General features: G+C 64.3%; 19 protein-coding genes and 1 pseudogene. 8 read left to right on the plus strand and 12 right to left on the minus strand.

Going from position 1 to position 25,725, the window contains the following annotated elements; all coding sequences use genetic code 11:
* Positions 1-33: 33 nt before the first annotated feature.
* The 4 genes from fsxC to A3E1_RS47400 all read right to left on the minus strand — a co-directional run bounded on the left by fsxC (position 34) and on the right by A3E1_RS47400 (position 4,553).
* Entirely contained in the window at positions 34-1,143 is a 1,110-nt protein-coding gene (gene fsxC / locus A3E1_RS0126820) for an FxsC protein (protein ID WP_020523878.1), read from the minus strand.
* Between the two features lie 116 nt (positions 1,144-1,259).
* Positions 1,260-2,084, minus strand: a complete 825-nt coding sequence (locus tag A3E1_RS0126825; RefSeq protein ID WP_020523879.1) for an aminoglycoside N(3)-acetyltransferase — start codon at positions 2,082-2,084, stop codon at positions 1,260-1,262.
* A complete protein-coding gene (locus A3E1_RS0126830; protein WP_020523880.1) occupies positions 2,081-4,375 on the minus strand; it encodes an FxsB family cyclophane-forming radical SAM/SPASM peptide maturase in 2,295 nt (764 codons plus the stop codon). The genes A3E1_RS0126825 and A3E1_RS0126830 overlap by 4 nt, the downstream gene beginning before the upstream one ends.
* A 4-nt stretch (positions 4,376-4,379) precedes the next feature.
* Positions 4,380-4,553, minus strand: coding sequence for a hypothetical protein (locus tag A3E1_RS47400; protein ID WP_020523881.1), 174 nt, complete (start codon positions 4,551-4,553; stop codon positions 4,380-4,382).
* Positions 4,554-4,789: 236 nt separating this feature from the next.
* Here A3E1_RS47400 and A3E1_RS0126835 point away from each other — a divergent pair, with 236 nt between their 5' ends.
* Complete coding sequence (locus tag A3E1_RS0126835) at positions 4,790-8,830, plus strand: HEAT repeat domain-containing protein (RefSeq protein WP_020523882.1); 4,041 nt, start codon at positions 4,790-4,792, stop codon at positions 8,828-8,830.
* On the opposite strand, the gene A3E1_RS0126840 is transcribed toward A3E1_RS0126835, so the two are convergent.
* Positions 8,820-10,253, minus strand: a complete 1,434-nt coding sequence (locus A3E1_RS0126840; protein WP_020523883.1) for a hypothetical protein — start codon at positions 10,251-10,253, stop codon at positions 8,820-8,822. The genes A3E1_RS0126835 and A3E1_RS0126840 overlap by 11 nt on opposite strands.
* 129 nt (positions 10,254-10,382) lie before the next feature.
* Complete coding sequence (locus tag A3E1_RS0126845) at positions 10,383-11,954, minus strand: pectate lyase family protein (RefSeq protein ID WP_020523884.1); 1,572 nt, start codon at positions 11,952-11,954, stop codon at positions 10,383-10,385.
* 189 nt (positions 11,955-12,143) lie between these two features.
* On the opposite strand from A3E1_RS0126845, the gene A3E1_RS42250 reads away from it, so the two are divergent.
* From A3E1_RS42250 to A3E1_RS0126865, 4 genes are read left to right on the plus strand one after another with little or no spacing between them, the layout of a single operon-like run.
* Positions 12,144-12,806, plus strand: coding sequence for an RraA family protein (locus tag A3E1_RS42250; RefSeq protein WP_063825161.1), 663 nt, complete (start codon positions 12,144-12,146; stop codon positions 12,804-12,806).
* A gap of 54 nt (positions 12,807-12,860) precedes the next feature.
* Positions 12,861-13,355: a SigE family RNA polymerase sigma factor gene (locus A3E1_RS0126855; RefSeq protein ID WP_020523886.1), complete on the plus strand. Its 495-nt coding sequence runs from the start codon at positions 12,861-12,863 to the stop codon at positions 13,353-13,355.
* Positions 13,352-14,536, plus strand: a complete 1,185-nt coding sequence (locus A3E1_RS0126860; RefSeq protein WP_020523887.1) for a PD40 domain-containing protein — start codon at positions 13,352-13,354, stop codon at positions 14,534-14,536. Before A3E1_RS0126855 ends, A3E1_RS0126860 begins: the two co-directional genes overlap by 4 nt.
* Positions 14,537-14,558: 22 nt before the next feature.
* On the plus strand, positions 14,559-15,065 hold the full coding sequence (locus tag A3E1_RS0126865; RefSeq protein WP_026208882.1) for a GNAT family N-acetyltransferase: 507 nt from the start codon (positions 14,559-14,561) through the stop codon (positions 15,063-15,065).
* Here the strand turns inward: A3E1_RS0126865 and A3E1_RS0126870 are convergent.
* The 3 genes from A3E1_RS0126870 to A3E1_RS0126880 are packed head-to-tail and all read right to left on the minus strand — an operon-like array spanning position 15,024 to position 18,608.
* Positions 15,024-15,905 (minus strand): metallophosphoesterase family protein, encoded by an 882-nt coding sequence (locus A3E1_RS0126870; protein ID WP_020523889.1) that lies wholly within the window; start codon positions 15,903-15,905, stop codon positions 15,024-15,026. The two genes, A3E1_RS0126865 and A3E1_RS0126870, sit on opposite strands and share 42 nt — an antisense overlap.
* Positions 15,906-15,914: 9 nt before the next feature.
* Positions 15,915-18,173 (minus strand): ATP-binding protein, encoded by a 2,259-nt coding sequence (locus A3E1_RS0126875; protein ID WP_245571384.1) that lies wholly within the window; start codon positions 18,171-18,173, stop codon positions 15,915-15,917.
* Positions 18,174-18,221: 48 nt separating this feature from the next.
* A complete protein-coding gene (locus A3E1_RS0126880) occupies positions 18,222-18,608 on the minus strand; it encodes a DoxX family protein (RefSeq protein WP_020523891.1) in 387 nt (128 codons plus the stop codon).
* A 75-nt stretch (positions 18,609-18,683) separates the two neighbouring features.
* On the opposite strand from A3E1_RS0126880, the gene A3E1_RS0126885 reads away from it, so the two are divergent.
* Positions 18,684-19,580, plus strand: a complete 897-nt coding sequence (locus A3E1_RS0126885) for an RNA polymerase sigma-70 factor (RefSeq protein ID WP_020523892.1) — start codon at positions 18,684-18,686, stop codon at positions 19,578-19,580.
* 39 nt (positions 19,581-19,619) lie between these two features.
* Here the strand turns inward: A3E1_RS0126885 and A3E1_RS42255 are convergent, their stop codons facing one another.
* Entirely contained in the window at positions 19,620-21,200 is a 1,581-nt protein-coding gene (locus tag A3E1_RS42255; RefSeq protein ID WP_083929658.1) for a right-handed parallel beta-helix repeat-containing protein, read from the minus strand.
* Between the two features lie 206 nt (positions 21,201-21,406).
* Positions 21,407-21,784, minus strand: coding sequence for a hypothetical protein (locus tag A3E1_RS0126895; RefSeq protein ID WP_020523894.1), 378 nt, complete (start codon positions 21,782-21,784; stop codon positions 21,407-21,409).
* Positions 21,785-21,980: 196 nt separating this feature from the next.
* Between A3E1_RS0126895 and A3E1_RS0126900 the strand changes: the two genes are divergently transcribed.
* Entirely contained in the window at positions 21,981-22,355 is a 375-nt protein-coding gene (locus A3E1_RS0126900) for a YciI family protein (RefSeq protein WP_026208883.1), read from the plus strand.
* Positions 22,352-23,548, plus strand: coding sequence for an RNA polymerase sigma factor (locus tag A3E1_RS0126905; protein WP_020523896.1), 1,197 nt, complete (start codon positions 22,352-22,354; stop codon positions 23,546-23,548). Before A3E1_RS0126900 ends, A3E1_RS0126905 begins: the two co-directional genes overlap by 4 nt.
* Positions 23,549-23,975: 427 nt before the next feature.
* Here the strand turns inward: A3E1_RS0126905 and A3E1_RS0126910 are convergent.
* Positions 23,976-25,685 (minus strand): annotated as a pseudogene (locus tag A3E1_RS0126910) (ATP-dependent Clp protease ATP-binding subunit); the annotation flags it as partial.
* Between the last annotated feature and the right edge of the window lie 40 nt (positions 25,686-25,725).

Raw genomic sequence — 25,725 nt, forward strand, 5'->3', positions numbered from 1 at the left:
ATAGGGACTGGGCGGCGGCCTGAACCATTGGCGCTACGGCGGATCGCTGTTGAGAAAGGCACGGCGGTTACGCCCGATGATCCGCACGATCTCCAGCTCGAAGTCAGTCGCGCTTTCAATGACCTTGCGTGCCTGTGGGCGGACCCTCCCAGCGACCAGCACCACGACTTCGTCTGCCAGGCCGACCCCCCGCCGGGCAAACTGTGGATCAGTGCGGTCGTTGACAATCACCAGCGTCACCCACTTGCGCAAGCGGCTGGCCGCGGCACCGATGAGATTGCGCCCGTCGGCCGTCTCAAGCACCCACGGATCAACGAGGATGACGCCGGGAGCGGACTCGAACCCTGGATCGCCGTTGGCGAAATCGAGCACGCGCGGCGGCATCATCATCGACTGCACCACGCTCGCCGTGTAGTCAGCGATGGGAATGTCGTGGACGTTGGGAAAGGGCCGCCATTGTGTCGCCTGCGGCCCATAGCAGTCCCTGCTCGATCGCGATTGTGGCAGGTGGCTGACCGCAGGAGCGATTACCGCGACCACAAAAGGGGTCACGGCGCTCGCGGGTGGAGACGAATCGGGGATCTTGCGGGCGGCCGATGGTGCCAGGGTGCCCGCGTGCGCCGTGTCGACGATTCGCCGGGCTAAACGCTCCACAATGGACTTATAGGCGCTGGCGTGTTCGCTCAGCCTCGACATAGGACCCAGTCCGTTTTCAAGATAGGCCGGATAATCCGCCCCGAGTTCCCGCGCCAGCTCGAGATCACTCGTCTGCCTCGATCCCGCGATCGGTGCCCAGAGCACCGGCAGGATGTGCGGAAATCCGGAATCTAGACCGGCGAGATGCAGGCGCTGCTGGAAGGCGTCGCGTTCCCGGAGCGGGCCAGCAAAGTACTCAGGGGTGTATAGCGGAACGAACGTGTGTGCCGTCCCGAGCGCGCGGTTGATCGCCGCATCGCGGTCCCGGCCAGGCCGTAAGTCGGCGAAACCCTTGTCTATGGGGCTGTCGACGGGCACGATGCCCGCGATCTCCTGGCATAGGTCGTCGAAGAATTTCTGGATCCAGTGATCCACCTGTGTGGAGGGCGATCGGGCATGGCTGAGGTAGAAGTAGATGCCGCGTGACGCCGGGACATCGGCGGTCACGAGCCAGCCCCGGCGGACCTATTCCAGAGACTCGCACCTTCTTCGCCTGGCATGGCTGCTCCCGTCGGCTGGCACCGTCACAGTCCCACTGAGGGTAATCTGTCCATGCCAATATGTCATTGGCCGTCGGTGCCCCTGCGCTCCACGAGCCACTCAAGGGTGAAATCAACGAGTTGACGCATGGGCAGAAGCCGGGCTTGGCCTGCGCCAACACGTGCTTTGCGGGCAAAGGACCGCTGGTCGGCCAAACGTCCAATGTGGTCAAACGTGGTGTCGTCGAGGTCTAGACCTTCGAATGTCTGACGCACTCGCTGTCCGTTGTCGTTAACGAAACATTCGTAAGACTTCGGCTCAGGAGTCCACGGCACCCGGTACTCAGCTAGGTGCATAGCCGTGCACTTGTCATAGCCCACGCCCAGCAGCAAGACAGAGGCTCCGGCGTCGTACATCGCTGCCAGTGGCGATCTTTCGCCGAGGTGACTTTCGAGGTCGTGGACCTTCATCAGCTGCTCGGCATAGTGCCCAACGGCGGCAAAGGAAGTTTGTGGGTGTGGGCTGCGGACGGCATCAGGCTGCCGCCGCACATACTCCGCGAAGACACCCATGCGAAACGACGGCGTGTCGTCGATCGAAAAGCCGGGCAGGCTCTCCTGATAGGCGCTGACGTCCGCTGGGCGCAGGCCCCGGATGGCCGCGAAGTAGTCCCTGCTCGTGGTGGAGTTGTTCGCCGTTTGGGTGGGCACGACAACCGTAGCCAGCGGGCCTAGTACACATTGGAGCGCGCGCAGCAGATTCCTGGGACTCCCGGCGGCCCGCCCCAGCCGGCGCATGGACGTGTGGACGAGCACGATCTCGCGGTCAGCCAGGCCGAGCTCGGTCAGCTGACGGCACAGCACGTCAAAGCGGCTGCCCACTTGGGGCCGCGTCATCGCCTGTGTCACGGCGCCACCAGCGCCAGCGAAGCAGCCATATGTCCCACCAGTTCCTGGCCAGCCGGGGTAAGAACGCTGCTATCCCGAAGTGACAGGAGAGCGTCTTCCGTCCAGTGGTAGTACTGCTTGAACCCTATCGTGGCCCGTTCCTGTTGCGGACCGCCTCGCACAGCTCTGGTGTGCCACATCCGGGCCACCGCCAGATGCGCATATGTTCCCTGCAACGCCCCCTCAACTGGGCGGGGATCCGGGCGCCAGCCGACACTAAACAGCTGCTTGGCCGCTGGGTCGAATAAATCAACCAGATCGAGGAGGGCGCCTAGCTTTCCGTGCTGAAATTCATGGACGATCATCACTGCCAGGGCGTCGGGATCAGCGAGCGCGGCCGCCACGGCGCCGAAGGCATGGCGAGCGGTGGAGGCTCGCATCAGCCCATCGGGGTCGGCCTGCAGCGGGACCAGAGTGCGCAATCCGGCCCGCAGCCCAGGAAGCTGTTCTGGAGCGTCAGTGCCGATGCTTTCCCAGGCCTGTGCGAAGGTCTGGCGCCAATTGTCCACTTCGGACGGACTGAGATCGTTGACGGGCGGCCACTTGTGGCAGTCCCGGTAGGGATCAGCGTTGTCGAGGCTGACCTCGATGTCACCCGCTTGCAGTGACGCGACCGGCAGCCATCGGTCACCTGTCACGCCCCTGACGGTCAGCCGTCCATTCTCGACAGACGCCCGCGACGGACCGCTAGCCCCGGGCAGCAGAGCGGTGCCAAGGCCGGGCAAATACAGGCGCTCGCTGGTGATCGCCAGTGCAAGCTCGGCGTCCATGCCCGCCCGCAAGGCCACGGCTAGCGCGATGGCACTGAGATAGCCGAAGTCGCGCTGCCCGGAGTCCTTTTGCTGCAACGCTTTCACGGCCCAGGCCCGCACGTAGGGGTGCGCCAGGACCTCGTCGGTCGCGTGTGGCGCTAGACGGTCTGCTTCCTGGAGCAGCAGCCAGGCCTCATTGGCCATCTCGTGCGACCCGAGGTCATCAGCGACACCACGCACGAGTGCCCGCGTGATGTCTAGCTGAGTGCCGCACAAGAACTTCAGTACATCGGCGTCTCCGAGCCCGGAGCCCACCTGGCTGATGAGATCGCCAGGCACCGGCGTCTCGGCTTCGGTCATGCCGTGCGTGAGGACGGCTACATTCGTGTTCACCACGCGGACGAGTTCCTTCAGGTCGTCGCAATACACAGAGGGATTGTCAAAACCAGAACCCGACCGGTAGCGATGGGCGTAAAGCCCTCCGCCACATTGGCGCACCAACGGGCATTCTTGGCACTGCTTGCTGAGCCCAGCTAGGCCCAATTGCCTTCGTGTCACTTCGGGATGGGCGGCGACCTCATCGACGGAATGCTGGTAGACCGACATTCCTGTTTCCGGTCCACCGTCGAAGGCGGTCTTCAAAGAGTCGGCCTGTTCCCATGATCCATCGGTTTCGATCACGAGGATGTCGGCCGGGCCGATGCCGATCTGTTCACTGCCTGTCGGCCCGCCAGCTGCGGTGGACAACAGCGATTCGAACAGGCGCACGCGCATAGGCTGCCCGTCCTGGCGCCAGCGCAGGTAAATCTTGCCAAGCCAGTCGGCATAGGGGGTTCGCGCGTCATAGCGCGGCGGTGGACTGTCCCATGTGGCATGTGGCAGCAGGAAATCCACCCGCGGCGGCCGCTGCTCAAGCAGAGACTCGTAAACAGCGACCGGGTCGTTCCTGATGTCAATGGTGCAAAGGATTCCCGCATAGAGACTGGCGTAAGCCGGGCGCCGCAATAGCGCCAAAGCGGCCACGACTTTGTCATATGAACTGCCACCATTGGCGAATCGCCGGTGTCTGTCATTGGCGAGCCGGTCACCGTCTAGGGAAACGCCGATTCTGACCTGATAATCCAGCAGCACGTCGGCATAGGACTCATTGAGCCTGACGGCATTGGTTTGCATGTAGAGCCGCAGTTTGGCCGACGGTTCTATAGCGGACCGAAGGCAGCCCAAAATAGCGCGAAGACGTGCTGGCGAGAGCAGAAGCGGTTCGCCACCGTGTAAGACGACGCGCACAGCCTGAAGACCGTGCCGCTTGGCGTGAGCGGCGATGCGCTCCGCGGCCACGGCGACGGTCTCGTCGGATATGGCGATATCTTTAAGCCGCCAGCTCTGATCAGCGTGTTCATAGACATAACAATGATCACAAGCAAGATCACAACGTCCGTGAACTTTGAGCACGAACTGGCTCAGTGGGAAACTCGATGGTGCCGGATTGGCGGCCGGCACAACATCACATCGCTGAGTTGAAGGCCGCGACGTCAAGGGTGGGCGCGCTAGGCTCACCTTCCGCGATCCGCTTGCGAACCAGGTTCACCCGTTCAGGGGATATGGCATTGAGCTGTGACCGCCGGATATCTTCGAGCGAGCCGATAGCTTGCCCCGCCCGAGTGTTTGCGATCTTCACGTTGGACCCCTAATAAGCGCTTATATGGCGATGTTTTGAGCCTGTATATCGGGACGTGCGTACAACGACCGCCGTTAGTTGAAAGGTACGACGAGCGAGCAACGGACACACATTAGAGCATTGGCATCCATAGCGTATCCTCCGTCAGGCCGAGACTTTTTCTAAATCGATCATGCTTGATGGCATGTGGTTCTATAGACCCACTGTCCTCATCGGATCCATCTGGCGGAGGTCTCGTGCGGCGGCTGCTCTTCCAGCGCTTAAGCGTTGCGTTCGGGGTCCTCATCGCCTCCTTCGCCGGTGCCTGGTATCTGTGCCAGGTCGTGCTTGGCTATACAACCGAGATAGCCACCGCGATCGCCGGTGCCGTCATCGCGCTTATCGCCATTCCGATAGGCATCTGGCTAGCGCAGCTCACGCCACCGGTCCTGCCCCCACATCCGCCACCCCCGCCGCCCGTCCCGGCCGAGCCCAGCGCGAAGACCTTGCTGGACGCCTACTACAAGCGGATCCGGTTTAGATTCCAGCGCATCGCCCTAGACGCGCTCACGCCGGCTTTTGACGACGACTTCAAACCTGTCCAGCTGCCAGAAGTGTTCATTGGCCAGCTCGTCCAGGCCGACCCGCCGCCGGTGGAACTCCCCCGTGAACTCATGCGCCTGCTCATCGAGAAAGGCGTGCCGGAGGAACGCAACTATCCCGGCGGGATCACCCGCGCCATGCTCATGCGGGTCAGCCAGATCTACCGGCAGCAGCCGCCGATTGACGTGCTGTCGCTGCTGGCCGACGAAGGCGCCAAGGTGGTGCTGCTGGGCGACCCAGGGTCGGGGAAATCGACTCTGGCGCGCTACGTGGCGTACACCCTGGCGAATGCCGAGGTTTCGGGTCCTCTCCAGCGTTTGCAGGGCTGGCTGCCGATCCTGGTGGAGCTACGCGCCTACGCCCAGCACGGTGGGCCGCTGCTGAACTTCCTGGACGAGCTGCATCAGCGTGACGACCTGGGCCTGCCGAAGGAGTTCCTAGAGTCTTACCTGCGCGACAACGGCAAGGTCATCATGATTTTCGACGGTCTCGATGAGATCTTCGATTTGAGCATGCGGGACCAGGTCGCCAAACAGATCAGTGGACTCATCTCCCGGTTTTCGAACCTGCGCGTCGTGGTCACCTCACGGCCCGTTGACTTCCAGCGCACCACCCTCGAAGGTGCTGGCCTGCGCCGTTACCTTCTGCTGGACCTGGACCGCCGTCAGATAGGCGAATTCGTCAACCGCTGGAACAAGCTAACCAGCGGCAGCGAAGTGACCAAAGAGGACGTGGAAAAGCTCGGCAACCGGCTGCTCGCCTCGATCGACAGCTCGCAGTCAGTGCGGGAACTCGCGGGCAACCCGATGCTGCTGACCATTCTGGCGATCATCAACCGGCGCCGGCCACTGCCCCGTTTCCGGACCGATGTCTACGACCACGCCATCGATGTGCTGGTGGAACAGTGGGAGCCGAGCAAGTTCCTGCCCTCTAGCGAGACGATCCGGGGCCTGCCCACCGACCTCGACGCCGCTGACCGCAAAGAACTGTTGCGGCTTGTCGCGAGAGAAATGCAGAAAAGCCCGGCGGGACTGGCCGGCAACTTCGTCTCGGGCGCTTCGCTAACGACCGCCTTTGTGTCCTTTTTGGAGCAACGCCGCCCGCACAGCCTGACCGACACCGAGGCCCGCCGTTCCGCCGATGCCATCCTGCAGGTCTTCCGGTCGCGAAACTTCATCATCAGCCGCTTCGGCGTCGACGTCTTTGGCTTCGTGCACAGATCCTTTTTGGAGTACTTGGCAGCCGCTGACATCGTGCATCGCTTCAGCCACGAGCGGAAGCTATCGGAATCCGACCTGATCGACGGCTTGTTCGCCCAGCGGTGGCGCGAGCCCGCCTGGCACGAGGTGCTCTGGCTGACCGCTGGAATGCTGGACGGTCCGTTCGTCAACGAGATCGTCCTCAAGCTCGCCGGAGCCGACCGGCACTGGGCCAGCAGCGACAACGTCGAGCCACACCACTTGCTGGTGGCGATCCGCTGCATCGTCGAAGTGCGCAAGCTCGGCCCTCTCGAAGCCGCGTGTCACCGCGCCATCGACAGCGTCATCAGCATCTTGCAGGCGGCACACGTCTGGCAAACGTTCGCGATGAAGAACGCGCTGCACCGCGCGATCGACCGGTCGCTGCTGCCAGCCTTCGCCGCCATCAGTGCCTGGCCCGGCCGCGAGGTATTCCTCAAGTGGTTCATGACCAATGGCCGGATCGAAACCAACAACCCGGCTACGGCTCACATCGCCGCCCGTCTCGCACTCGTCCTCTACCCCGACAGCGATGAGCTCAAAGAGTTCCTCCGCGATCAGGCGGTGCAGGGCTGGACGGTCAGCCAGCGGCAGGCGGCCCTGTCCGCGCTGGCGAAAGGCTGGCCGGGCAGCCCAGAATGCCTTGCCCTCATTCGCGAACGGGTCACGAAGGACCCTCACATCGACGTACGCGTCACCGCCATGCGCGCGATGATCGCCTGTGGTCCACCCGATGACGCCATCATGCGCGTCGTGCAGCAACTGGCGACCGGGGACCGGCACGGGCCGATGCGGCACGCCGCGATTCAGGCCCTGTCGCGGCATTGGCCGGAGCAGCCGAGCACCCCGGAAGTGTTGCGGGCGTGCGCTTCCGACGCCGACCCCGACGTGCGGCAGGCCGCCTTGCGCGCCCTTTTCCTGCGGTGGCGGGCCGATGTGGAAACACTGGCTCTACTCAAGGACAAGGCAGTCAACGATCAGAACGAATCCGTCCGCAGGTTCGCCCTGCAGGCGGTCGCCGACGGGTGGCCCGGCGACCCGCAAGGCCTCGAGCTCCTGCTGGACCGCGCGGAAAACGACCCGCACATCGTCGTGCAGCAACTCGCCATCGCCGAACTCGGTGCCAGGTCACGGGATGAAAGCACCCGGATGAGGCTGCGCGACTGGGCGACCGGCCACTCCGACGCCGGGATCCGGCGCGAAGCCATCGTGGCCCTCGCCGAGAACTGGCGCGACGATGACGTGCTGAACATGTTGCGCGACAGGGTCATCAGCGACACCAGCCCCGACGTGCAACAAGCGGCGGCCCGCTCGATCACCCGGTTCTGGCCGCACGATGCCGAACATCTCGCCCTGTTCCGTGAGTGGGCCGTCAACGGCGCGCATCACGCCGTGCGCAAGACCGGAATCCAGGCCGTCGCCGAATACGGCGGCGATCTGCCCGGAACCCTGACCTGGCTGCGCAACCGGATCGCCGTGGAGGCGCATCCCGATGTGCGCGTGAGCGCCATCCACGCGGTGGCCGACCGGTGGAACGAGGACCCGGGCACCGAGATCTGGCTGCACCGCCTCGGCTGCACCGACAGCTCGCCCGACGTCCGGCGCGCGGCGCTAGGCATCATCGCCTCCGGGTGGAGCGACGACCCGGACACGCCGGGCTGGCTGCAAACACGCGCCGCGGAGGACAGTGACGCGGGCATCCGCAAAGCCGCCGCCGAGGCTCTCTCCCGCAGCTACCACACTAACCCGTTCACGCGCTCCACTCTGGAACGGCTAGCGACCGAGGACACCGACCATTCCGTACGCCTCACCGCGCTCCAAAGCGTCGTAGCCCACTGGCACGGCGATCCGCAGACGCTGGCGCTGCTGCACGACCGGGCGGCCAACGACCCCCACGAGAACGTCAGGCGCTCAGCCCTGCTGAGCGTCGCCGCCGGATGGCGCACCAGTCCGTCCAGCCTCGATCTCCTGCGGACACTCGCCAGGTCAGACTCGCACGGTCACGTGCGTCAGGCCGCCGTGCAAGCGCTCGCGCTCGTGTGGCACACCGACAGCGCTACATTGCCCTTGCTGCGTTCGGTGTGCGCCAACGACAACGAGCCTGTCGTCCGCCTGGTGGCCATGCAGGCCCTGGCCGACGCCGGCTATCAGTCGCCCGAAACGCTGCCGCTCATCCGCACCCAACTCGCTGGCGATGTGAGCCCGGCCGTGCGGTTGACCGGGCTGCAGATCCTCGCCGAGACCTGGCACGGTGACGCCGAGACGATTCCGTTGCTCAGGCGCCGGCTCGCCGAGGACCTCAGCGCCGAAGTCCGCTCGACGGCCGCCCAGATCCTGGCCGAGACGTGGTTTGACGTCCCCGAGGTCGCTGATGCCCTGCGCAAGCAGGCCACCAACGACATCGATCCCGAAGTGCGCGAGGAAATCGCGAAAACGATCAGCGCGTTTACTGTCTAATCACGACCGTGTACTTCCCGTCCGCTCTTCTGGTCGCTGTCGCAAGCGGCATCCCAGCCGGCACCGGTTCGCCGGGTACCAGGAAGCGCAGCTTCCGCAGCCGCAGGTGAGGCGGCAAAGTGGGATCGAACTGCCGATAGCCGGCGGTGGTCGGCTCAAGCGGACTGCCCGCGAGGCTGACCGCCAGCTGATCGGCAGGGGCAATCCCAGCGGCGGAAAGCCCTTGCAGTAGCGCGGTTTCCTCCCGTGTCGCCACCACCCCACCGGCGCTGGCCACATGCGACAGTGTTCCCCACACGGCCAGCGAGGCAAGTGCGCCAACAGCCCACGGCAAAGTTCTCGCGGACGCGAGTTTCGCAAAGCCCAGCGCGGCCGCTGCCGTGATGAGCAGCACCGGTGGCAGCACGTAGCGTGACAGAAGCGCCGGTTCCAGAACCGCGACCGGGCCAAGCGACGCGATGCCCACCGCGACAAGGATTCGCCCGTGCCGGGTCCACAGCGAAACGACCGCAAGTGCCAGCACCACCACTCCGACGAGCCCACCAGCGATAACCAAAACGGCCGGTGCCGCCGCGGCAGGCGGGAACTCCGCTTTCAGTTCCGCCTCGCTGCGGCTGATAAACGCGAACCGCAGCAACTCCACCGTCTTGGCCAGCACCTGCCAGAGTCCCGTTTGCGCCTGGTCCCGGTGCGGGTCGATCGCTGTGCTCTGCCACCACACGAAGGCTGCCATCGGCAGCACCGCACCTGCGGTCACAGCTGTCCTAAATGGACGGCGTTGAGAACCCGACCATTCCCAGGCCAGGATCAGAAGTGGCCCTATCATCGCATCGTTTTTCATCCCCAGGCCCAGCACCGTCAGCACCGGTGCCGCTACGGCCAATAGCCGGTTCACCGATCCGCCCTGCCGCCAGGCGACATGCGCCAGCGCGGCACCCAAACCCAACAGGGCGGCCCACATGTGCGGCGACGCCGCGAACCAGGTCCACGACGTCAGCGAGGCGGGAGCCAGGCCCGCGAGCGTCACGGCCCACAACGAGACAGCCTTGCCGCCGCCCAGGCGCCGCAGGAGAAAGTAAAGCACCGCAAGGGTTCCCACGAGCCCGGCGAGCGTCAGCACGTGATGCGCCAACGGGTTCAGCCCCAGCACCGCCAGGGTCACGCGATACCACTGCACTTCCACGGGCAGCGGATTCGCGTGCCGCGCGATGTCGTAAAACGGCCCTCCCCATGCGGTGTTGCCCTGTGTGTGTTCGTCAATCCAATACCAGTCCCACGCCCAGAATCCTGCCTGCAACATGGGAAACATCGCCACGACCAGGATGAGCGCGGCCGCTGCGAACGCTAGCCAGCTGGATTTGCGCGACGGTTCTGTTGGCTCTTCCACCAGTAACTCTGGTGGATCCGCCAGCAGTCCTTGCATTCGTTCCTCCCCCAGGACCTTCGTATAAAATTTACGAAGCAGGACGCTATCATGCAAATTAGTTTCAGTCACGCCGCACAGGAAAGGCGGGACCATCAAAAACGATGGCCCCGCCTTGAAATCAAACGGCTACGATGCGTAGGTTTCGAACTCGGCGACCCTAGGTGCGCCGGCTGAACTGGTGATCCTAAAGGTAATCTTGCTCAGCGAGGTCGCGGAGAAGGTGATGACACCAGCACCACTGCCCGACTTCAGCACCGCACCGCTGTCGGCATTGATGACCTGCCACGCTCCGATGCTGCCACTCATACCAGACGGCTCACGGATGATGATCCGGGCGGTTGTCTTGGCGGAGCCCCACTTGATGGAGATGTCGCCGGTGGCGCCCGCAGGCGACCAATAGGTGCTCATGTTGGCGTCGCGCACATTGCCATAGCTCGTGCCGCTTGCCTTGCTGGAACCGTCAGAGCCAGCCCCGATGCTCAGGTTGGTGCCGCTGGGCGAAGACGTGACAGACGGCGAAGGGCTGCTGCTGGAAGCCGACGGGCTAACCGAGGCACTCGCCGACGCGGTGGGCGATGCGGTCGGAGTCTGCGGGGTGCAGTTGCCATTGGACACTTGCAGTCCCTTGTTGGCACCAGCGGTCTGGCTCACAATCGCCGGCACACAGCTAGCCGGGTCAAGGGTGTAGGCGTAGGGAATGCTGACAGTCGTGTTGGACTGCGGGTTGGGACCGGCGGGATTGTTATCACTGCCCGGTGCCGACCAGGTCACGTTGTCGAAGATGTTTCCGCTGACCTGCCAATAGCCGGCTTCAGTGGTGTAGAAGGTCCCGAGGACATCCTTGGAGTCCTTGAAGTAGTTGTTGTCCACTTTGGCGCGAGCACCGGCCCGGGAGTTGATTCCGGACTCGTGCAGGCCGGCATAGGAGTTGTTGTAGATGTGGGCGATTCCGCCGCGCAATAGCGGAGTACGCGAATCGATGTTGGTGTAAAGGTTGTGGTGGAACGTGATGAACCCGTTGGTGCGGTCACTTTCGCTGGAGCCAATGAGACCGCCACGGCCGGAGTTACGCAGGACGCTGTAGGAGAGCGTCACGTATTGCGTGTTGTCCTTCATGTCGAACAGTCCGTCGAATCCCTCCGACTCCCCGCCCGAAGCCTCAAGCGTCACGTGATCGACCCACACGTTGCGAACGCTGCTTTCCATGGAGATGGCATCACCACCGTTAGACGTTGGCGAGCCTGACTTCTTCACGTTCCGCACGGTCACGTTCTGGATGATGATGTTGCTGGCTTCGCGGATGTGGATGCCCAGCTGGTCAAACAGGGCTCCGCCACCGACGCCGATGATGGTGACGTTGCTGATCTGCTTGAGTTCGATGACACCGTCGGCGGTGTTGCAACTCGCGCCCGAGACTTTGCTGGTATTGCCGTGGTTGATGGTTCCCTCAACCTGAATGATGATCGGCGTGCTGCTGCTGGCACGCCCGCAAAGCGCGGTGTGGATCGCGGTTCCGGTGGTGGCCCGCACGGTCTGCCCGCCCGCACCCCCTGTGGTGCCACCGTTTTGCGTCGCGTAGCCGGTGACGCCGCCGGTGGCCGCCGATGCCTGGGCAATGTGCAGCACCACGCCGGCCGCCGCGGCGATGGCCGCCGTCGCCAGTGCCGCGCGGAGTCGCAAAGCGACTGTTCTTCTCATCCGTTGTCTCACTTTCCTCTGGTGTGCATGCCCGATGGCGGCGCCGGACCACGCTCGCCGCAACGGTTTCGGGCAAGGGACGGATAAGGAAAGCGCTTTCCCTGCGTTCGGACCCTAACGGCGGACTTCGCTTCTGGTCAATGCTCTGGGCGAAAGCTGCAACAAACCTGCACACGTAAAGTGTCTGTTGTGAACGATCAGTCAAGCCTGCGAGCACTAGCCAGCCAAGTCGACACCAGCGCGATCTGTGATGCGGCAAAGGAAACCAGAGTCATGTCCACCGCCCTGCGGTGCCGCTCGGCAAGCCCGGTCCTGTTCGGCCCGGCCTTTACGGTCCGCTGTCAGGACGACATCTTCGGTCTTGTCCTCGCGATCGAAAAAGCCAGCCCTGGCGACGTGCTCGTCGTCGATGGCGGTGGCCGGGAAACGGCTCTGGCCGGTGAGCTTTTCGCCCGCGCGGCGCTCGCGCGTGGCATCGCTGGCATCATCGTTGACGCGGCTTACCGCGACCTTGCCTACATCGCGACCTGTGAGCTCCCCGTCTACAGCCGGCACACGAGCCCGATGGCAGGCACAGCCCAGCGCTTAGGTGTTCTGAACGAGCCGGTCAGCTGTGGCGGCGTGACGGTCCGCCCGGGGGACATCGTCATCGCCGATCACGACGGCATCATCGTGCTCGACGCGGCCACCGCCGAAGCGACGTTGCGTGCGGCCGTGCAGGTCAAAGTCGCCGAAGCCCGGGTCGTGCAAGGACTCGATGCGGGCCAGCCATTGCGTGCGCTTCTGAACGTGGAAGAACATGCCGCGCGCCTAGCCGCCAGCGAGCCAACGTCCCTGCGCATCACCGCCTAGAAAGGCGACCCACCCGCCGGCGCCCCGCCGAACGTGTATAGAGCGGAGGTGCCGATGCCCACTGCGGAAGAGTCTTTCGCCGAATACGTTCACGCTCGCCTGCCCGCCCTGTCGCGGGCAGCCTTTCTACTGGCAGGCGAGGCACACCTGGCCGAGGATCTGGTCCAGCAAACGCTGATCCAGGTCGCCGCCCGGTGGGAACGTATCGCGGCGGGCGGCGACCCGGATCCCTACGTCCGCCGCGTGCTCTACCACGAACACATCTCCTGGTGGCGACGGCACCGGCGGGATGCCATGCCCGTCGAGGTGCTGCCGGAACGGGCGGGTGACCCCGCCGATACAGCGCTGACGGTGACCGTGCAGCAGGCGTTAGCCCAGCTGGCGCCGCGCCAGCGGGCCGTGGTCGTGCTGCGCTTCTTCGAAGACCTAACCGAGACGCAAACCGCTGCCGTGCTTGAGTGCTCGGTCAGCACGGTCAAGAGCCAGACCCGCGATGCGTTGTCCCGTTTGCGATCCCTACTTCCCGAAACCGCGGAGGCGTTGCAGTGAACGATGTTCTTACCCGTGTCGCGGAACAAATGCCGATGCCCAAACTGAGCCCGGATCAGTTGTGGAAGCAGGGCCGCAAAGTGCGCCGGCGCCGTCTGGCGCAAGATCTGACCGCCGCCTTGCTAGCCGTCGTTGTCCTTGCTCTTCTTTTGTGGGTACCAGGTGAAAGCGCGCCCATCGCGGCATCCCCCAGTGCGCTGGTTCTCGTGCCGAAATCCATTGCGGCGCCACACTTCTGGGAGCGCCTTCACGCTGACTCCCCCAACGGCCCGGCCCTCGCCACGACTACCGTGGCGCGCGGGAGCCTAACCGACAACCTGCTAGGCACCATCACGACTGTCGTGATTGGCCACGACGGCAGCTACCGGGTGCGCCGGGACGCACAGATGCCCGTCCTGTCCCCCGATGGCAAATACCTTGCCCAGCAAGGCGTTCTGACCGACTTGAGCACGGGACAAGACACTAGCGTGCCGGCGGGCTGGGTGCGTGCCTGGACGCGGGACTCCTCCGCGCTGCTCATCTCTAGCAATCGTGAATTGCTCTGGTATGACTGGCGTTCCGGTGAACGGAAGGCGTTCACCACCACAGCCGAAGTCGATGAGGCGGTGTTGTCGCCAGACGGCAAAAAGCTCGCCTACCAAGCGCGCTCCGAGAGCGGCGCGCGCCTCAAGACCGTCGACATGGCAAGCGGGACAACACTTCTCGACCTTGACCTCGGGCTGACGATGAGCTTGGGCGGATGGCTTCCGGACAGCAGCCGGATCGTGGTGAAGCGATTGAATTCCGTTACCCGCAAAGTGACACTGGCTGAAGTCAGCGACGATGGCACGATCTCGCCACGGCCAGGCGAGCATGACGAGCTGATCGCCATCGTTGGCTGGCGTAACGGCCTGCCGGTCGTGACAGCATATGAATCGTTTGAGCGGCGGCTGCTGCGGCAGGTCAACAGCGACGGCAGCACCACAAACCTGTTGACCGCGGAGGCTGGGGTGCTTCAAATCCCGCAGGACATCATTGAGAAAGCATCCTTTGGCGGGCCAAGCCTTGAGCCACCGGGCTTCGATCCAGCCAATTGGGTCTACTACAGTCTCGCCGCGGTCGTGCTGGCTTTACTGGCCGCCGTGTTGATCCTGCGCTGGATCACTCGGCTTGGCCACCTGGGCGGGAAAATGGCCGCCTGATGTTGTCATCTACGATGGCACGGTGAAGATCCGTCCGCCCTCGCTCGCTGAACTGCCCGTTCTCATGGAAATCGAGCGAGAGGCTGGGCATTGCTTCTCCGGCATCGGGATGCCCGAGATCGCCGCGGATGATCCGTTGCCGGTGGCCGTCCTTGACAGCTATCGCCTGGCAGGCATGGCATGGGTCGCAGCCGAATCCTCTGATTCGCCGGTCGCCTATCTGATCGCCGATCTTATTGACGGCAACCTTCATATTGAACAGGTTTCCGTCCGGCCATCCCACGCGGGCCAGCGCATTGGCGGAAGTCTGCTCGAGCACGCCGCTCAGCACGCTGTCTCACAAGGCCTCGCGGCATTGACCCTGACCACCTTCGCCGACGTCCCGTGGAACGCGCCGTATTACGAGCGTTGCGGGTTCTACGTCCTCGACGATGATCTTCTTCCGCCGGGCCTGCGCGTTGTGCGTCAGCGAGAGGCCGAGCACGGCCTAGACAGGTGGCCCCGCGTCTGCATGCGGCGCGATCTGTGACGCCAGTTGGCTAGGAAAGACTGGGCGCAGGAGGCGCGGTGGCTGGGGCCGGGCTTTCCACTCGCGCGGGTAACCGATCGAAACCTCCTCGAACCGTATGCCGTCGTAGTGTGTCTCGCGTGGAATGTGCAGATGCCCATAGATACACGCGGCCGCACGAAAACGTAAATGCCAGTCATGGGTGGCCGTCGTGCCGCACCACTGCGCGAAAACGGGAAAGTAGAGCATGTCAGTTGGTTCGCGCCGCAGCGGGAAATGGTTAACGAGCACTGTCGGCAAGGCTGGATCCGTTGCGGCCAAACGGCTTTCGGTGTAGGCGACGCGAGCACGGCACCAGTCGGCCCGCCCCTGGTAAGGCTCGGGGTACAGGAACTTCTCGTCGACACAAACGATGCCCTGTTCATAGGCCATGGCGAGGGACTGTTCGGCATTCTCCGCACCGGGCGCCAGAAACGAATAGTCATAAAGCACGAAAAGCGGTGCGATGAGCGCTGGCCCGCCCGGTCCGGTCCACAGTGGATAGTCGTCCTCTGGCGTGTCGACACCGATCTCACGGCATGCTGCTACCAGTGCCTCATATCGCTGCACGCCCCGCAGCTGCACCGGGTCACTAGGCACGGTCCATAGCTCATGATTTCCCGGAGCCCAGATGACCCGGGCAAACCGCGATCTCAGCAGCGACAGCGTCTCGATGACCTGGCCGAAGAGATCGGCGACGTCACCGGCGACGATGAGCCAATCGCGCGGACTGCTGGGCCGCAGTTGCTCCAGCAGCCGCTGGTTGTCCTTATAGCCCACGTGCAGGTCGCTGATCGCGTAGAGGTGCTCCACATCAGACACCCGCCCAGCCTATCCGTGACGAGTTTTGCCTCTGGTGACCTCACGAGCCTCGCGGGCGAGCTTTTCGTCATAGGGCCGGTTGAGCTTGCGGGCTAGCTCGATGGTGCGGTCGTGAATCGCCAGCGCCTCCTCGTCACGGCCCGCCGCGGTCAGCGTCTCGGCGTAGGAGTGCAGGACGTCCATCTCCTTTTGCGCCTCGGCTAGCGGCTCGAGCAGGCTGAGCGCTCGCTCGTGGTGTTCGATGGCCTCGTCATATGAGCCCATCATCCGCAGAGCGACACCGAGATAGTTGTGGCACCAAGCCTGGTTGTGGGCCAGGCCGCTCTGTTCGGCTAGCCGCAAGGCCAGGTTTAGGGTCTTCAGCGATTCGGCCGGCTCGGTGGACGCTTGCACCACACCGAGCGTCACGAGTCCCGTGATCTGCGGCGATCCCTGAACCAGTGCCACGGACCGGCGCGCGAGTTCGGCGGCTTCGCTGGGGTGTCCAAGGTGGAGGGTCATCCAGCCTTCCTGGCCCAGTGCCTGGGATTGACCGCCAGGGTGCCCGGTGTTTTCGAATAGCTTGTGTGCCACCCGGAACTGGTCGCGCGCCGCTTCGAGATCGCCGAGGCTGTGGCGCAGAAACCCGATCCGCAACGCAAGAGCGGCGGCGAGGTCGTCATCGTCCAAACCGGACTGTTCAGCCGTCTCATAAGCCGTCAGTGCCTCCGTCAGCCGGCCAGCGTTGGCGTGGGCGTAACCGAGATCCACCAGCAGGGACGCTCGCTGCTGGGGACGGCCGAGACGGTCCGCCGCGGCGACGGCGCCTTCGAGGAGACGCACCTGCTCATCCGTGCCGCGGTGCCGGAAGAACCAGGCGCGCATCGCCTGCGGCAGCTGCATGACTACCTCGTCAGCGCCGAGACGAACGGCCGTGTCGAAACTGGCGATCAGGTTGGCGTACTCGGCGTCGAACCACGCGATAGCGACAGCCGGATCGGCTGGTGCCGTGACTTGGCGGTTGAGCAGCGGCAGCGTCTTGTCATAAGCGACGGCCTGGGCGAGATAGTGGTTGAGGACCCGGTGCACGGCAGCGTCGGCTTCTGGTTCTTCGTCCGCGGCGACGTCAGCGGCGTACCGGCGGATGAGGTCATGAAGTTTGTAACGGCCAGGCGTGGGCTCCTGCACCAAGTGCGCGTCAACCAGATCTTCCAGCATCACGTTGACGCGCTCGGGCGCCAAGTCGGTGAGAGCGGCCACGGCCGCGGCGTCGAAGTCGGTTCCGGGCAGCACACCAAGCAGGCGGAACGTGCGCCGCTGGGCGGGGTCGAGCTGCTGCAGCGACATGCCGAACACGGCGTCATAGCGGCTGGGGCTATCGCGCAGGCGCTCGGCGAGCACGGCCACGGTCCAGCCTGGACGGTGACGCAACCTTGCGCCCGCCATCCGCAGCGCCAGCGGAAGCCCACTGCACTGCTCCAGAACCTGGGCGACCGCCTCGGCGTCAGCCTCGTTGATCCCCGCCGCCTGGCCAAACAGCGACGCGGCGTCCTCATTGGACAGTGGGGTCAGCGATACCGGTGGCACACCGTCCAGGCTCATCAACCTGTTGCGGCTGGTGATCAGCACGGCGGATTTGCCCGCGCCCGGAAGCAGCGGCCGCACGTGTTCGGCATCGACAGCATTGTCCAGCAACACCAGAATCCGCCGCCCGGACAATTCCGAGCGCCACAAGGCCGCTCGTTCCGTGGTGCCTGATGGCGGCTGCGAGACGCCAACGGCGGTCAGCAGCCGGGCCAGGGCGGCCGACGGCTCCAGTGGTTCGTGGCCCGGGGTGAAACCGAGCAGATCGAGGTAGATCCCGCCGTCGGGAAAGGACGGTGCCAGCTGGTGCGCCACATGGACCGCGAGGCTCGTCTTGCCGACGCCACCCATGCCGTCGATCGCGGCCGCGCCGACGGTGCGCAGGAGTTGCGCGGCGAGCGCCGCTTCTGCTTCACGCCCGGTGAAGTCCGTGAGGTCAGCGGGGAGGTCATTGCGGCGTGGGCTGGGCGCTGGCCCAGCCTTGGACGCCTCGGCCCAGACCGCACGCAGTGGACGGGGGTCACGGCTCACGACCCGGCACAACGCGACGACAGCCTCCCACGGCGGCACCAACTGGCCCGACAGATAGCGAGACAGCGAGGAGCTGGAAAGGCCCGACTGACGGGCCAGCGCCCGCAGGCTAAGCCCGCTGAGCTCCCTGATCCGGGTCAGCTGCGCAACTAGTCGCTCACGATCACCTGACACCTGGCACACGCTACTCGTCTTAGCCCGCGTTCGCGGCACACGGGCTGGTCAGCCGCCAAAGGCCTCCGGGCCGAAGCGGCCCCAGGCGACGAAACTCGTGAGGGCGAGATAGGCCAGATCCGCGATCAGATACTTGAACTCCCGCCGTCGGATGCGTGTGGCCGCCGCACCTACCATGATGACCGCCAAGCCCGTGGCGGCCAGCGGGACAAGGACTGGCGCGATCTTCAGCACGGCAGGCAGGATCAGGCCCAGTCCACCAAGGACTTCAAAGGCTCCAATGGCCTTCACGGTGCTGGCGCTGAAATCCTCGACCCATCGCGCGCTGGGCCCGAACGCGGCTATCTTCTCCTTTGGCACGATCAGCTTGCCGGCGCCTCCCAGCACGAAGGCAACGGCGAGCAGCCCGGCAACGATCCATAGAGCGAGGTTCATGGGTGTCTCCTTGACTATCGGCCAACTGTTCGGACACAAGACACCGGCAACCCGCGCTTTGTGACAGGGGGAGCTATGAGATCCAGGCCACAGCCAGACCCCGCCACCGAGGCGTTCCTCGCCCATCGCCCGCTGCTGTTCACGGTCGCCTACGAGCTGCTCGGCTCGGCGGCCGACGCCGAAGACGTCGTGCAGGAAACGTGGCTGCAGTGGTCGCAGGTGGCTGTCGAAACGGTGCGCGACCAGCGGGCTTATCTGGCCCAGATCGCCACCCGGCAGGCACTCAACCGCCTGCGCACGTTAAGCAGGCGCAAGGAGTCATATGTCGGCCCGTGGCTGCCTGAGCCTCTGTTAACGACACCCGACGTCGCCGACGACGTCGCTCTGGCCGACAGCCTGTCGACAGCTGTGCTGCTCGTGCTGGAAACACTCACGCCGACGGAGCGGGCCGTGTTCGTGCTACATGACGTGTTCGGCTTCGAATATGGCGAAGTGGCCGACGCCGTCGGCAAGAGCCCTGCCGCCGTCCGCCAGATCGCCCATCGGGCCCGCGAACATGTCGCTGCCCGCCGGCCCCGCGATGTCGTCTCCCCGGCCGAGACCCGCGTCGCGCTTGGCGCCTTCCAGCGTGCGGCCGAAACGGGCGAACTGCAGCACCTGCTCGACATCCTCGCCCCGGATGTCGTTGTGTGGAGCGATGCCGGTGGGCTCAAGCAGGCTGTGCGGCAGCCTATTGTGGGGGCCGCCAAGTTCGCTCGCCTGATGTCCCTGCGCTGGCAGTTCGTCGGCCCTCAGACATCCCTGGAACCGGTGCAGGTCAACGGGTTCCCGGCTCTGCTCATGCGCCTCGACGGGCAGATCGACGGTGTGGTGTCCGTCAGGCTGGAGGAGGGCCTCATCACCGGCATCTACATCGTGCGCAACCCCGAGAAACTGTCTCGTGTGGAGGGTGAAACCAGGCTCAGCCGCTGAGCGCGTGTGGCGGCACCGGGCGCCGCCACACGGCCGTTGCTAGAAGCGGGCTCCCAGGTCGGCGTTGTTGCTGGGCCGCAAGAACGTTGACGTGGGGATGGTGCCGTCGGCGTTGCGTGGCCCGGTGATCGTGCCCGGGCTGGTGCTCTGCAGCGGCCAGCTGCCGCCGATGTCCCACGAGTTGCCCGACCCACTGGAGTTCGAGCCATAGGAATGAGTCGTGCCGTTGGCGACGGAGAGGTTCTTAGTCAGTGTGCTGTCGGAGCGGTCGAAATCGAGGCCGGTTCCCGGGTTGTCCCACGCGGTGCACCGCTCGATGCGGTGCTGTCCTGGGTTGTTGTTGTCGATGAAACCGCTGACCGCGTTGTCCCACGCCATGCTGTTGCGAACGGTGATGCTGGCTGAAACCGCGTTCCCGCCGAGTTTGAAACCGTTGCCATCGCCTTGGTAATTGGGCAGGTTCCAGCGGTTGAATCCGTTGCCCCAGGCCAAACTGTTCTCCACCAGGATGGGCGAGGAGAACATCCAGAAGTCCAGGCCATCGTCGGAGTTGTTCCACAAGCGTGCGCCGCGCACGACGTTGCCCGTACCGGATCCTTCCTTGATGGCAATGCCGTCAGCACTTTCGCCGTTCTTGCGCGGGTCGCGGTTGCCGTAGCTGTCCAGATTGATGATCTGGTTGTTACTCGAGGACAGCACGATGTGCAGCCCAGACTCGTAATTGTCGCGTGTGATGAGCCGGTCGAAGATGTTGTTGTTGGTGTCGAGCCCGAAGATGCCGTAGGGGCCGTGGATGATTTCCAGGCCGATGATGCGCCACCAGTCGCCCTCGATATGGATGGCTCCGCGCTCGGGACGCGGAATGGTCGAGTCCACCGCCCCAGGCGTATACGGCATGTTCTCGCCGTCGAGAATGACGCGCTCATCGTTGTAGTTGCGCATCGTGATGGGCTGGCTGGACGTTCCGTTCTTGAGAATCTGAACATTCGTGGACGGGGCATAGGTGCCACCGCGAATGAAGATGGTGTAACCGGGCTGGGCCAGGTCGACTGCCCGCTGAATGGTGCGCAGCGGAGCGGCCAGTGTTCCCGCGTTGCTGTCGTTGCCACTGGTGGCGACGTAGAGCACGTTGGCAGGCGGTGGCGTACCACCAACTTCAACGTCTAGATAGTCCACATTGGGCAGACCCGCCGAGGTGGTTGGGCTCAGCCGGATCGTGTTGCTGCCCGCGTTGACGTTGACGGTCAAGGTTTTGGTAACCCAGGCGTTCCAGGCACCCGTGCCCTCAAACGACGGCGTGTGCACGGTGCTGCCGTTGACGATCAGGCTCGCGGGCCGCGATGTCGTGGTGCCGTTGGCGAAACGCACCCCGAGCGTTGCCGTGCCAGCAGCCGAAGCGCTGACGGTGAACTGCGCGTAGGCGCCAGAAGCGTTGTCGGCATTGCAGAAACCGCTGCCGGAATACCCAGCCCAGTTGCTGTCAATCGTGCCCAGGCAAACCGCGGGCGAGACCTCGGCCTCAAAGCGAGTGGGCGCGGCATGCGCCGCGGTGGGGGTCAGGACGGCAAGTGCACCAGCGAGCAAGCCAGCGCACGCGACGAGAGGCGCGGATCTCCTCATCTTTCTTTCTCCCAAGGTGTAAGCGGCGCAGGCACTGCCCTACTGCCTCAACGCCACATGCGGCTTCGTGTCCCGCATCCTCTTAACCCGGATCAAAGATCGAAACATCGACGAATCCTCAGCTTAAGGAAAGCGCTTTCCGCATTTCAAGAGCTGGCGTTTGCAGGTTTGTTGCAGTGCTCCGCGCCGCTCACACCTGGATTGAGCTAGTCGCCCCAGCCGCTATCGCAGTTGGCTTCGTAAGTAACAGAACCGGTCTTGCCGCTGGCCGTCACGATGACGCTGTGAGTGCCGCTGAACCACCCGTAGCCCACCGTCACCGTGCCCGCTCCGGATGCGTTCGTCATAAAGGACGACGGCGTGTTCAGGCCGCTGGGGTAGTCGGTTTTGGCGCTGTAAGACGTGTTCGGAAACCCCCCGCTTATGGCCACCTTCACGTAGGCGCCGGGATCGTCGCAGGCCACCTGAGCAGCGGTCAGCTGCCCGACCGGTGTGCTCGCCGAGCCCGCGTGCGCCGCGCCCGGCAGGGCGAAGGCCAGCAGCCCGAGCGCTGAAACGACAACCCCCGTTGCTTTGCGTACCAATTTCAGTCCTTTCTCTGTGTCAGCTGCGGTGCTGCGGCAATGCTGACAGCAAAATCCACTTTGGCGGGTAGGTCCTGGACGATGCCGGACACTTCCGACCGCGAGAGAGGCGCAGAATCTTGGTTAGGGATGTCCGGACGCGGGAAGCGGCTCCGACGTCACCGGTGAAGGACCCACCACCGGACAGGAGAGCATGATGAAGTACCTGATCTTGACCTACGCCTCGCAGAAGGACTACGACGCCATGGCGACGGGCGCGGCCGAGTTCGAACCCATGTACAAGTTCATGGGCGAGTTCAACGCCGAACTGGCCGCCAGCGGTGAGCTCGTCGAGACCCGAGGGCTGGCCGCACCTGTGCACACCCGGCGCGTGCAGGGCTCGTTCGTGACCGATGGCCCTTACGCCGAGACACAGGAGGTGCTCGCCGGCTACTGGGTCGTCGAGTGCCCGAGCTTCGACCGGGCCACCGAGATCGCCGCCCGGCTAAACGATTGCCCGAACCCGGGCTTCACCAACCCTTACGCCGATGTGCGCCCGATCATCGAGTCGCACGAACAGCTGGAGGGATGATCGGCGCGCCACGTGTTGAGGACCTGCTGCGCGAGTACGCGCCGCAGGTCCTCGGCGCGCTGGTGCGCCGCTACGGTCACTTCGACCTCGCCGAGGACGCCACACAGGAGGCCCTGCTCGCGGCGGCGATGCAATGGCGTTCGGCAGGTGTTCCCGACAATCCGCGCGGCTGGCTCATCGCTGTCGCCGCCCGCAAGCTGACCGACCTGCTCCGGGCCGACCAGGCACGCCGGCGCAGGGAAGACACGGTCATGCGCTGGCCCTCGCCCACCCAAGTGTCCGATCAGGACGACTCACTGATCCTGCTTACCATGTGCTGCCATCCCGCGCTCACCCCGGAATCGCGGATCGCGCTCACTCTGCGCGCTGTCGGAGGCTTGACCACAGCCGAAGTGGCGCGGGCGTTCCTGGTCCCCGAAGCGACGATGACGCGGCGGATCACCCGCGCCAAACAGACCATCAAGAACAGCGGCATACCGTTCACGATGCCTGCCGACGGTGACCTGTCAGCGGTTTGCCATGTGCTCTACCTCATTTTCAACGAGGGCTACTCGGCGACGTCGGGGCCATATCTGGCCCGTGCCGAACTGACCGCTGAGGCCATCCGGCTGACCAGGATGCTTTTTCGTTTGGTACCAGAGGAAACCGAGATCGCGGGACTGCTGGCCTTGATGCTGCTGACTGATGCGCGCAGACCTGCCCGCATGGGCCCTGATGGCGGCCTGATTCCGATGGAGGCGCAGGACCGCACGCTATGGCACCGGCCGTCCATCGCGGAGGGAACGGCACTGATCACGGCGACGCTGCCGCGAGGCGTGCCCGGGCCCTATCAGCTCCAGGCCGCCATCGCCGCCGTTCACGATGAGGCGGCGACGTGGCAAGACACCGACTGGCCGCAGATCGTCGGGCTCTACGAACTGCTGCTGCGGCAGAGTGACAATCCGATGGTGGCACTCAACCATGCGGTGGCCGTGGGGATGGCGCGCGGGCCGCTGCCCGCCCTGGAGCTGATCGAGCCACTGCGCTCCACTTTGGACAGCGATCACCGGCTGCACGCGGTGCGGGGACACTTGCTGGAGATGGCCGGCTCGCCGGATCTGGCCAAAGCCGCCTACCTCCGAGCGGCGGACCTAACTACCAGCCTGCCCCAGCGGCGCTATCTCCATCAGAAGGCCGTCGCTATCGGGGACTAAGTGTGGGACCCGCCCAACAGATGTGGAGCGAACTCGTAGCGGGAGGCACGCGACAGCGCGCTTCTCACCTATGAGGCCCCACCGGACTTCTCCTCCGGCGACGTCGTGATCAACTGCGGAAAGGTTACTCACGGTGGGTCTGGTGCGACGTGGTAGTGGCGTCCGCGTGGGCTGGTCCAGGTGAAGTGGCCGGGTGTTGTTTGGTGGAGTTGCCAGCCGCCGAAGTCTTTGGCGTGGTGGTGGTATTCGCATAGGGTGCCGAGGTTGTCGTGTTGGGTGGGGCCGCCGTCGGTGTGGCGGGTGGTGTGGTCGATTTGGGTTCGCAGGGCGGGGATGCGGCATCCTGGTGCGCGGCAGGTTCGGTCGCGTAGCCGGATCCACCGTGTGAGCGCAGTGTTGGCGAAGCGGTCGGTGGGGTTTTGNGCTTGAGTTCCTGGAACAGGATCTTCTCGCTGAGCGTGTCTTCCAGCTCGCGCTGAATCGTGCGGCGCAGCGGACGGGCACCAAGGACCGGGTCGTAACCCTTCTTCGCCAGGTAACGCTTGGAGTTTTGGGTCAGCTCCAGGCCCATGTCCTTGTTGCGCAACTGCTCCACGATCCGCTTGATCATGATGTCGACGATCGAGAGGATCTCGGATTCCTGCAGCTGGTGGAACACGATGGTGTCATCGATGCGGTTGAGGAACTCCGGCCGGAAGTGCTGCTTGAGCTCGTCGTTGACCTTCTGCTTCATCCGGTCGTAGGTGGACTCAGCATCCTCGGACTTCTGAAAACCCATCGCCTGTTGCGCCATGCTGCTGGTGCCCAGGTTGGTCGTCAGGATGATCACCGTGTTCTTGAAGTCCACGATGCGGCCCTGACCGTCGGTCAGACGCCCGTCTTCCAGGATCTGCAGCAGCGTGTTGAACACATCCGGGTGAGCCTTCTCGATCTCATCGAACAAGACCACCGAGAACGGCCGGCGGCGCACCTTTTCGGTCAGCTGGCCACCCTCGTCGTAACCGACGTATCCGGGAGGCGCACCAACGAGGCGCGAGACTGTGTACCGGTCGTGGAACTCCGACATGTCCAGCTGGATCAAAGCGTCCTCGCTGCCGAACAGGAACTCGGCCAGCGCGCGCGCCAACTCGGTCTTACCGATCCCCGACGTCCCGGCGAAAATGAAACTTCCGCCCGGGCGCTTGGGGTCTTTGAGGCCTGCCCTCGTGCGGCGGATAGCCCGGGATACTGAGGCCACCGCATCGTCTTGCCCCACATAGCGTTTATGGAGTTCGTCCTCCATGTTCAGCAGGCGTGAGGTCTCTTCCTCGGTCAACTTGAAGACCGGGATTCCCGTCCAGTTCGCCAGAACCTCTGCTACTTGCTCGCTATCCAATGTGGACTCGCCGCGGATCCGCAGTCTGGCACCAGCTTCGTCGATGAGATCGATCGCCTTGTCCGGCAGGAACCGGTCGGAGATGTAGCGGTCAGCCAGTTCCGCCGCCGCCACCAGAGCCGCGTCGGTAATCGTCACCCGGTGATGTGTCTCGTAGCGTTTCCGCAGTCCCTTGAGCATTTCGATCGTGTTCACGACCGACGGCTCATCGACCTGCACCGGCTGGAACCGGCGATCCAGCGCACCGTCCTTGCTGATGTACTTGCGGTACTCGTCATGGGTCGTGGCACCGACAGTCTGCAATTCTCCCTTGGACAGCATGGGTTTGAGCATGTTCGCGGCATCGATCGAACCCTCGGCGGCGCCCGCGCCGACGATCGTGTGGATCTCATCAATGAACAGGATGATGTCACCACGGGTACGGATTTCCTTGAGTACCTTGCGCAGCCGCTCCTCAAAGTCGCCGCGGTACCGGGAACCGGCGACCAGCGAACTCAAGTCCAGCGTGTAAAGCTGCTTATCCCGCAGCACATGCGGCACACGATGTTCCGCGATCCGTTGCGCCAGCCCTTCCGCGACCGTCGTCTTACCCACGCCCGGTTCCCCGATGAGCAGTGGATTGTTCTTGCGGCGCCGGGACAGAATCTGGATCACCCGCTCGATTTCGGTGTCGCGGCCGATGACCGGATCGAGCTTGCCTTCGCGTGCCGAGTGGGTCAGATTCTGCCCGTATTGGTCCAGCGCAAGGCTATTCACGGGAGCGTCCGTCGTTTGTATCTCGTCCGCGACGTCGATGGGCATG

The sequence above is a fragment of the Catelliglobosispora koreensis DSM 44566 genome (assembly GCF_000379685.1).
In the GTDB taxonomy this organism is placed as follows: domain Bacteria; phylum Actinomycetota; class Actinomycetes; order Mycobacteriales; family Micromonosporaceae; genus Catelliglobosispora; species Catelliglobosispora koreensis.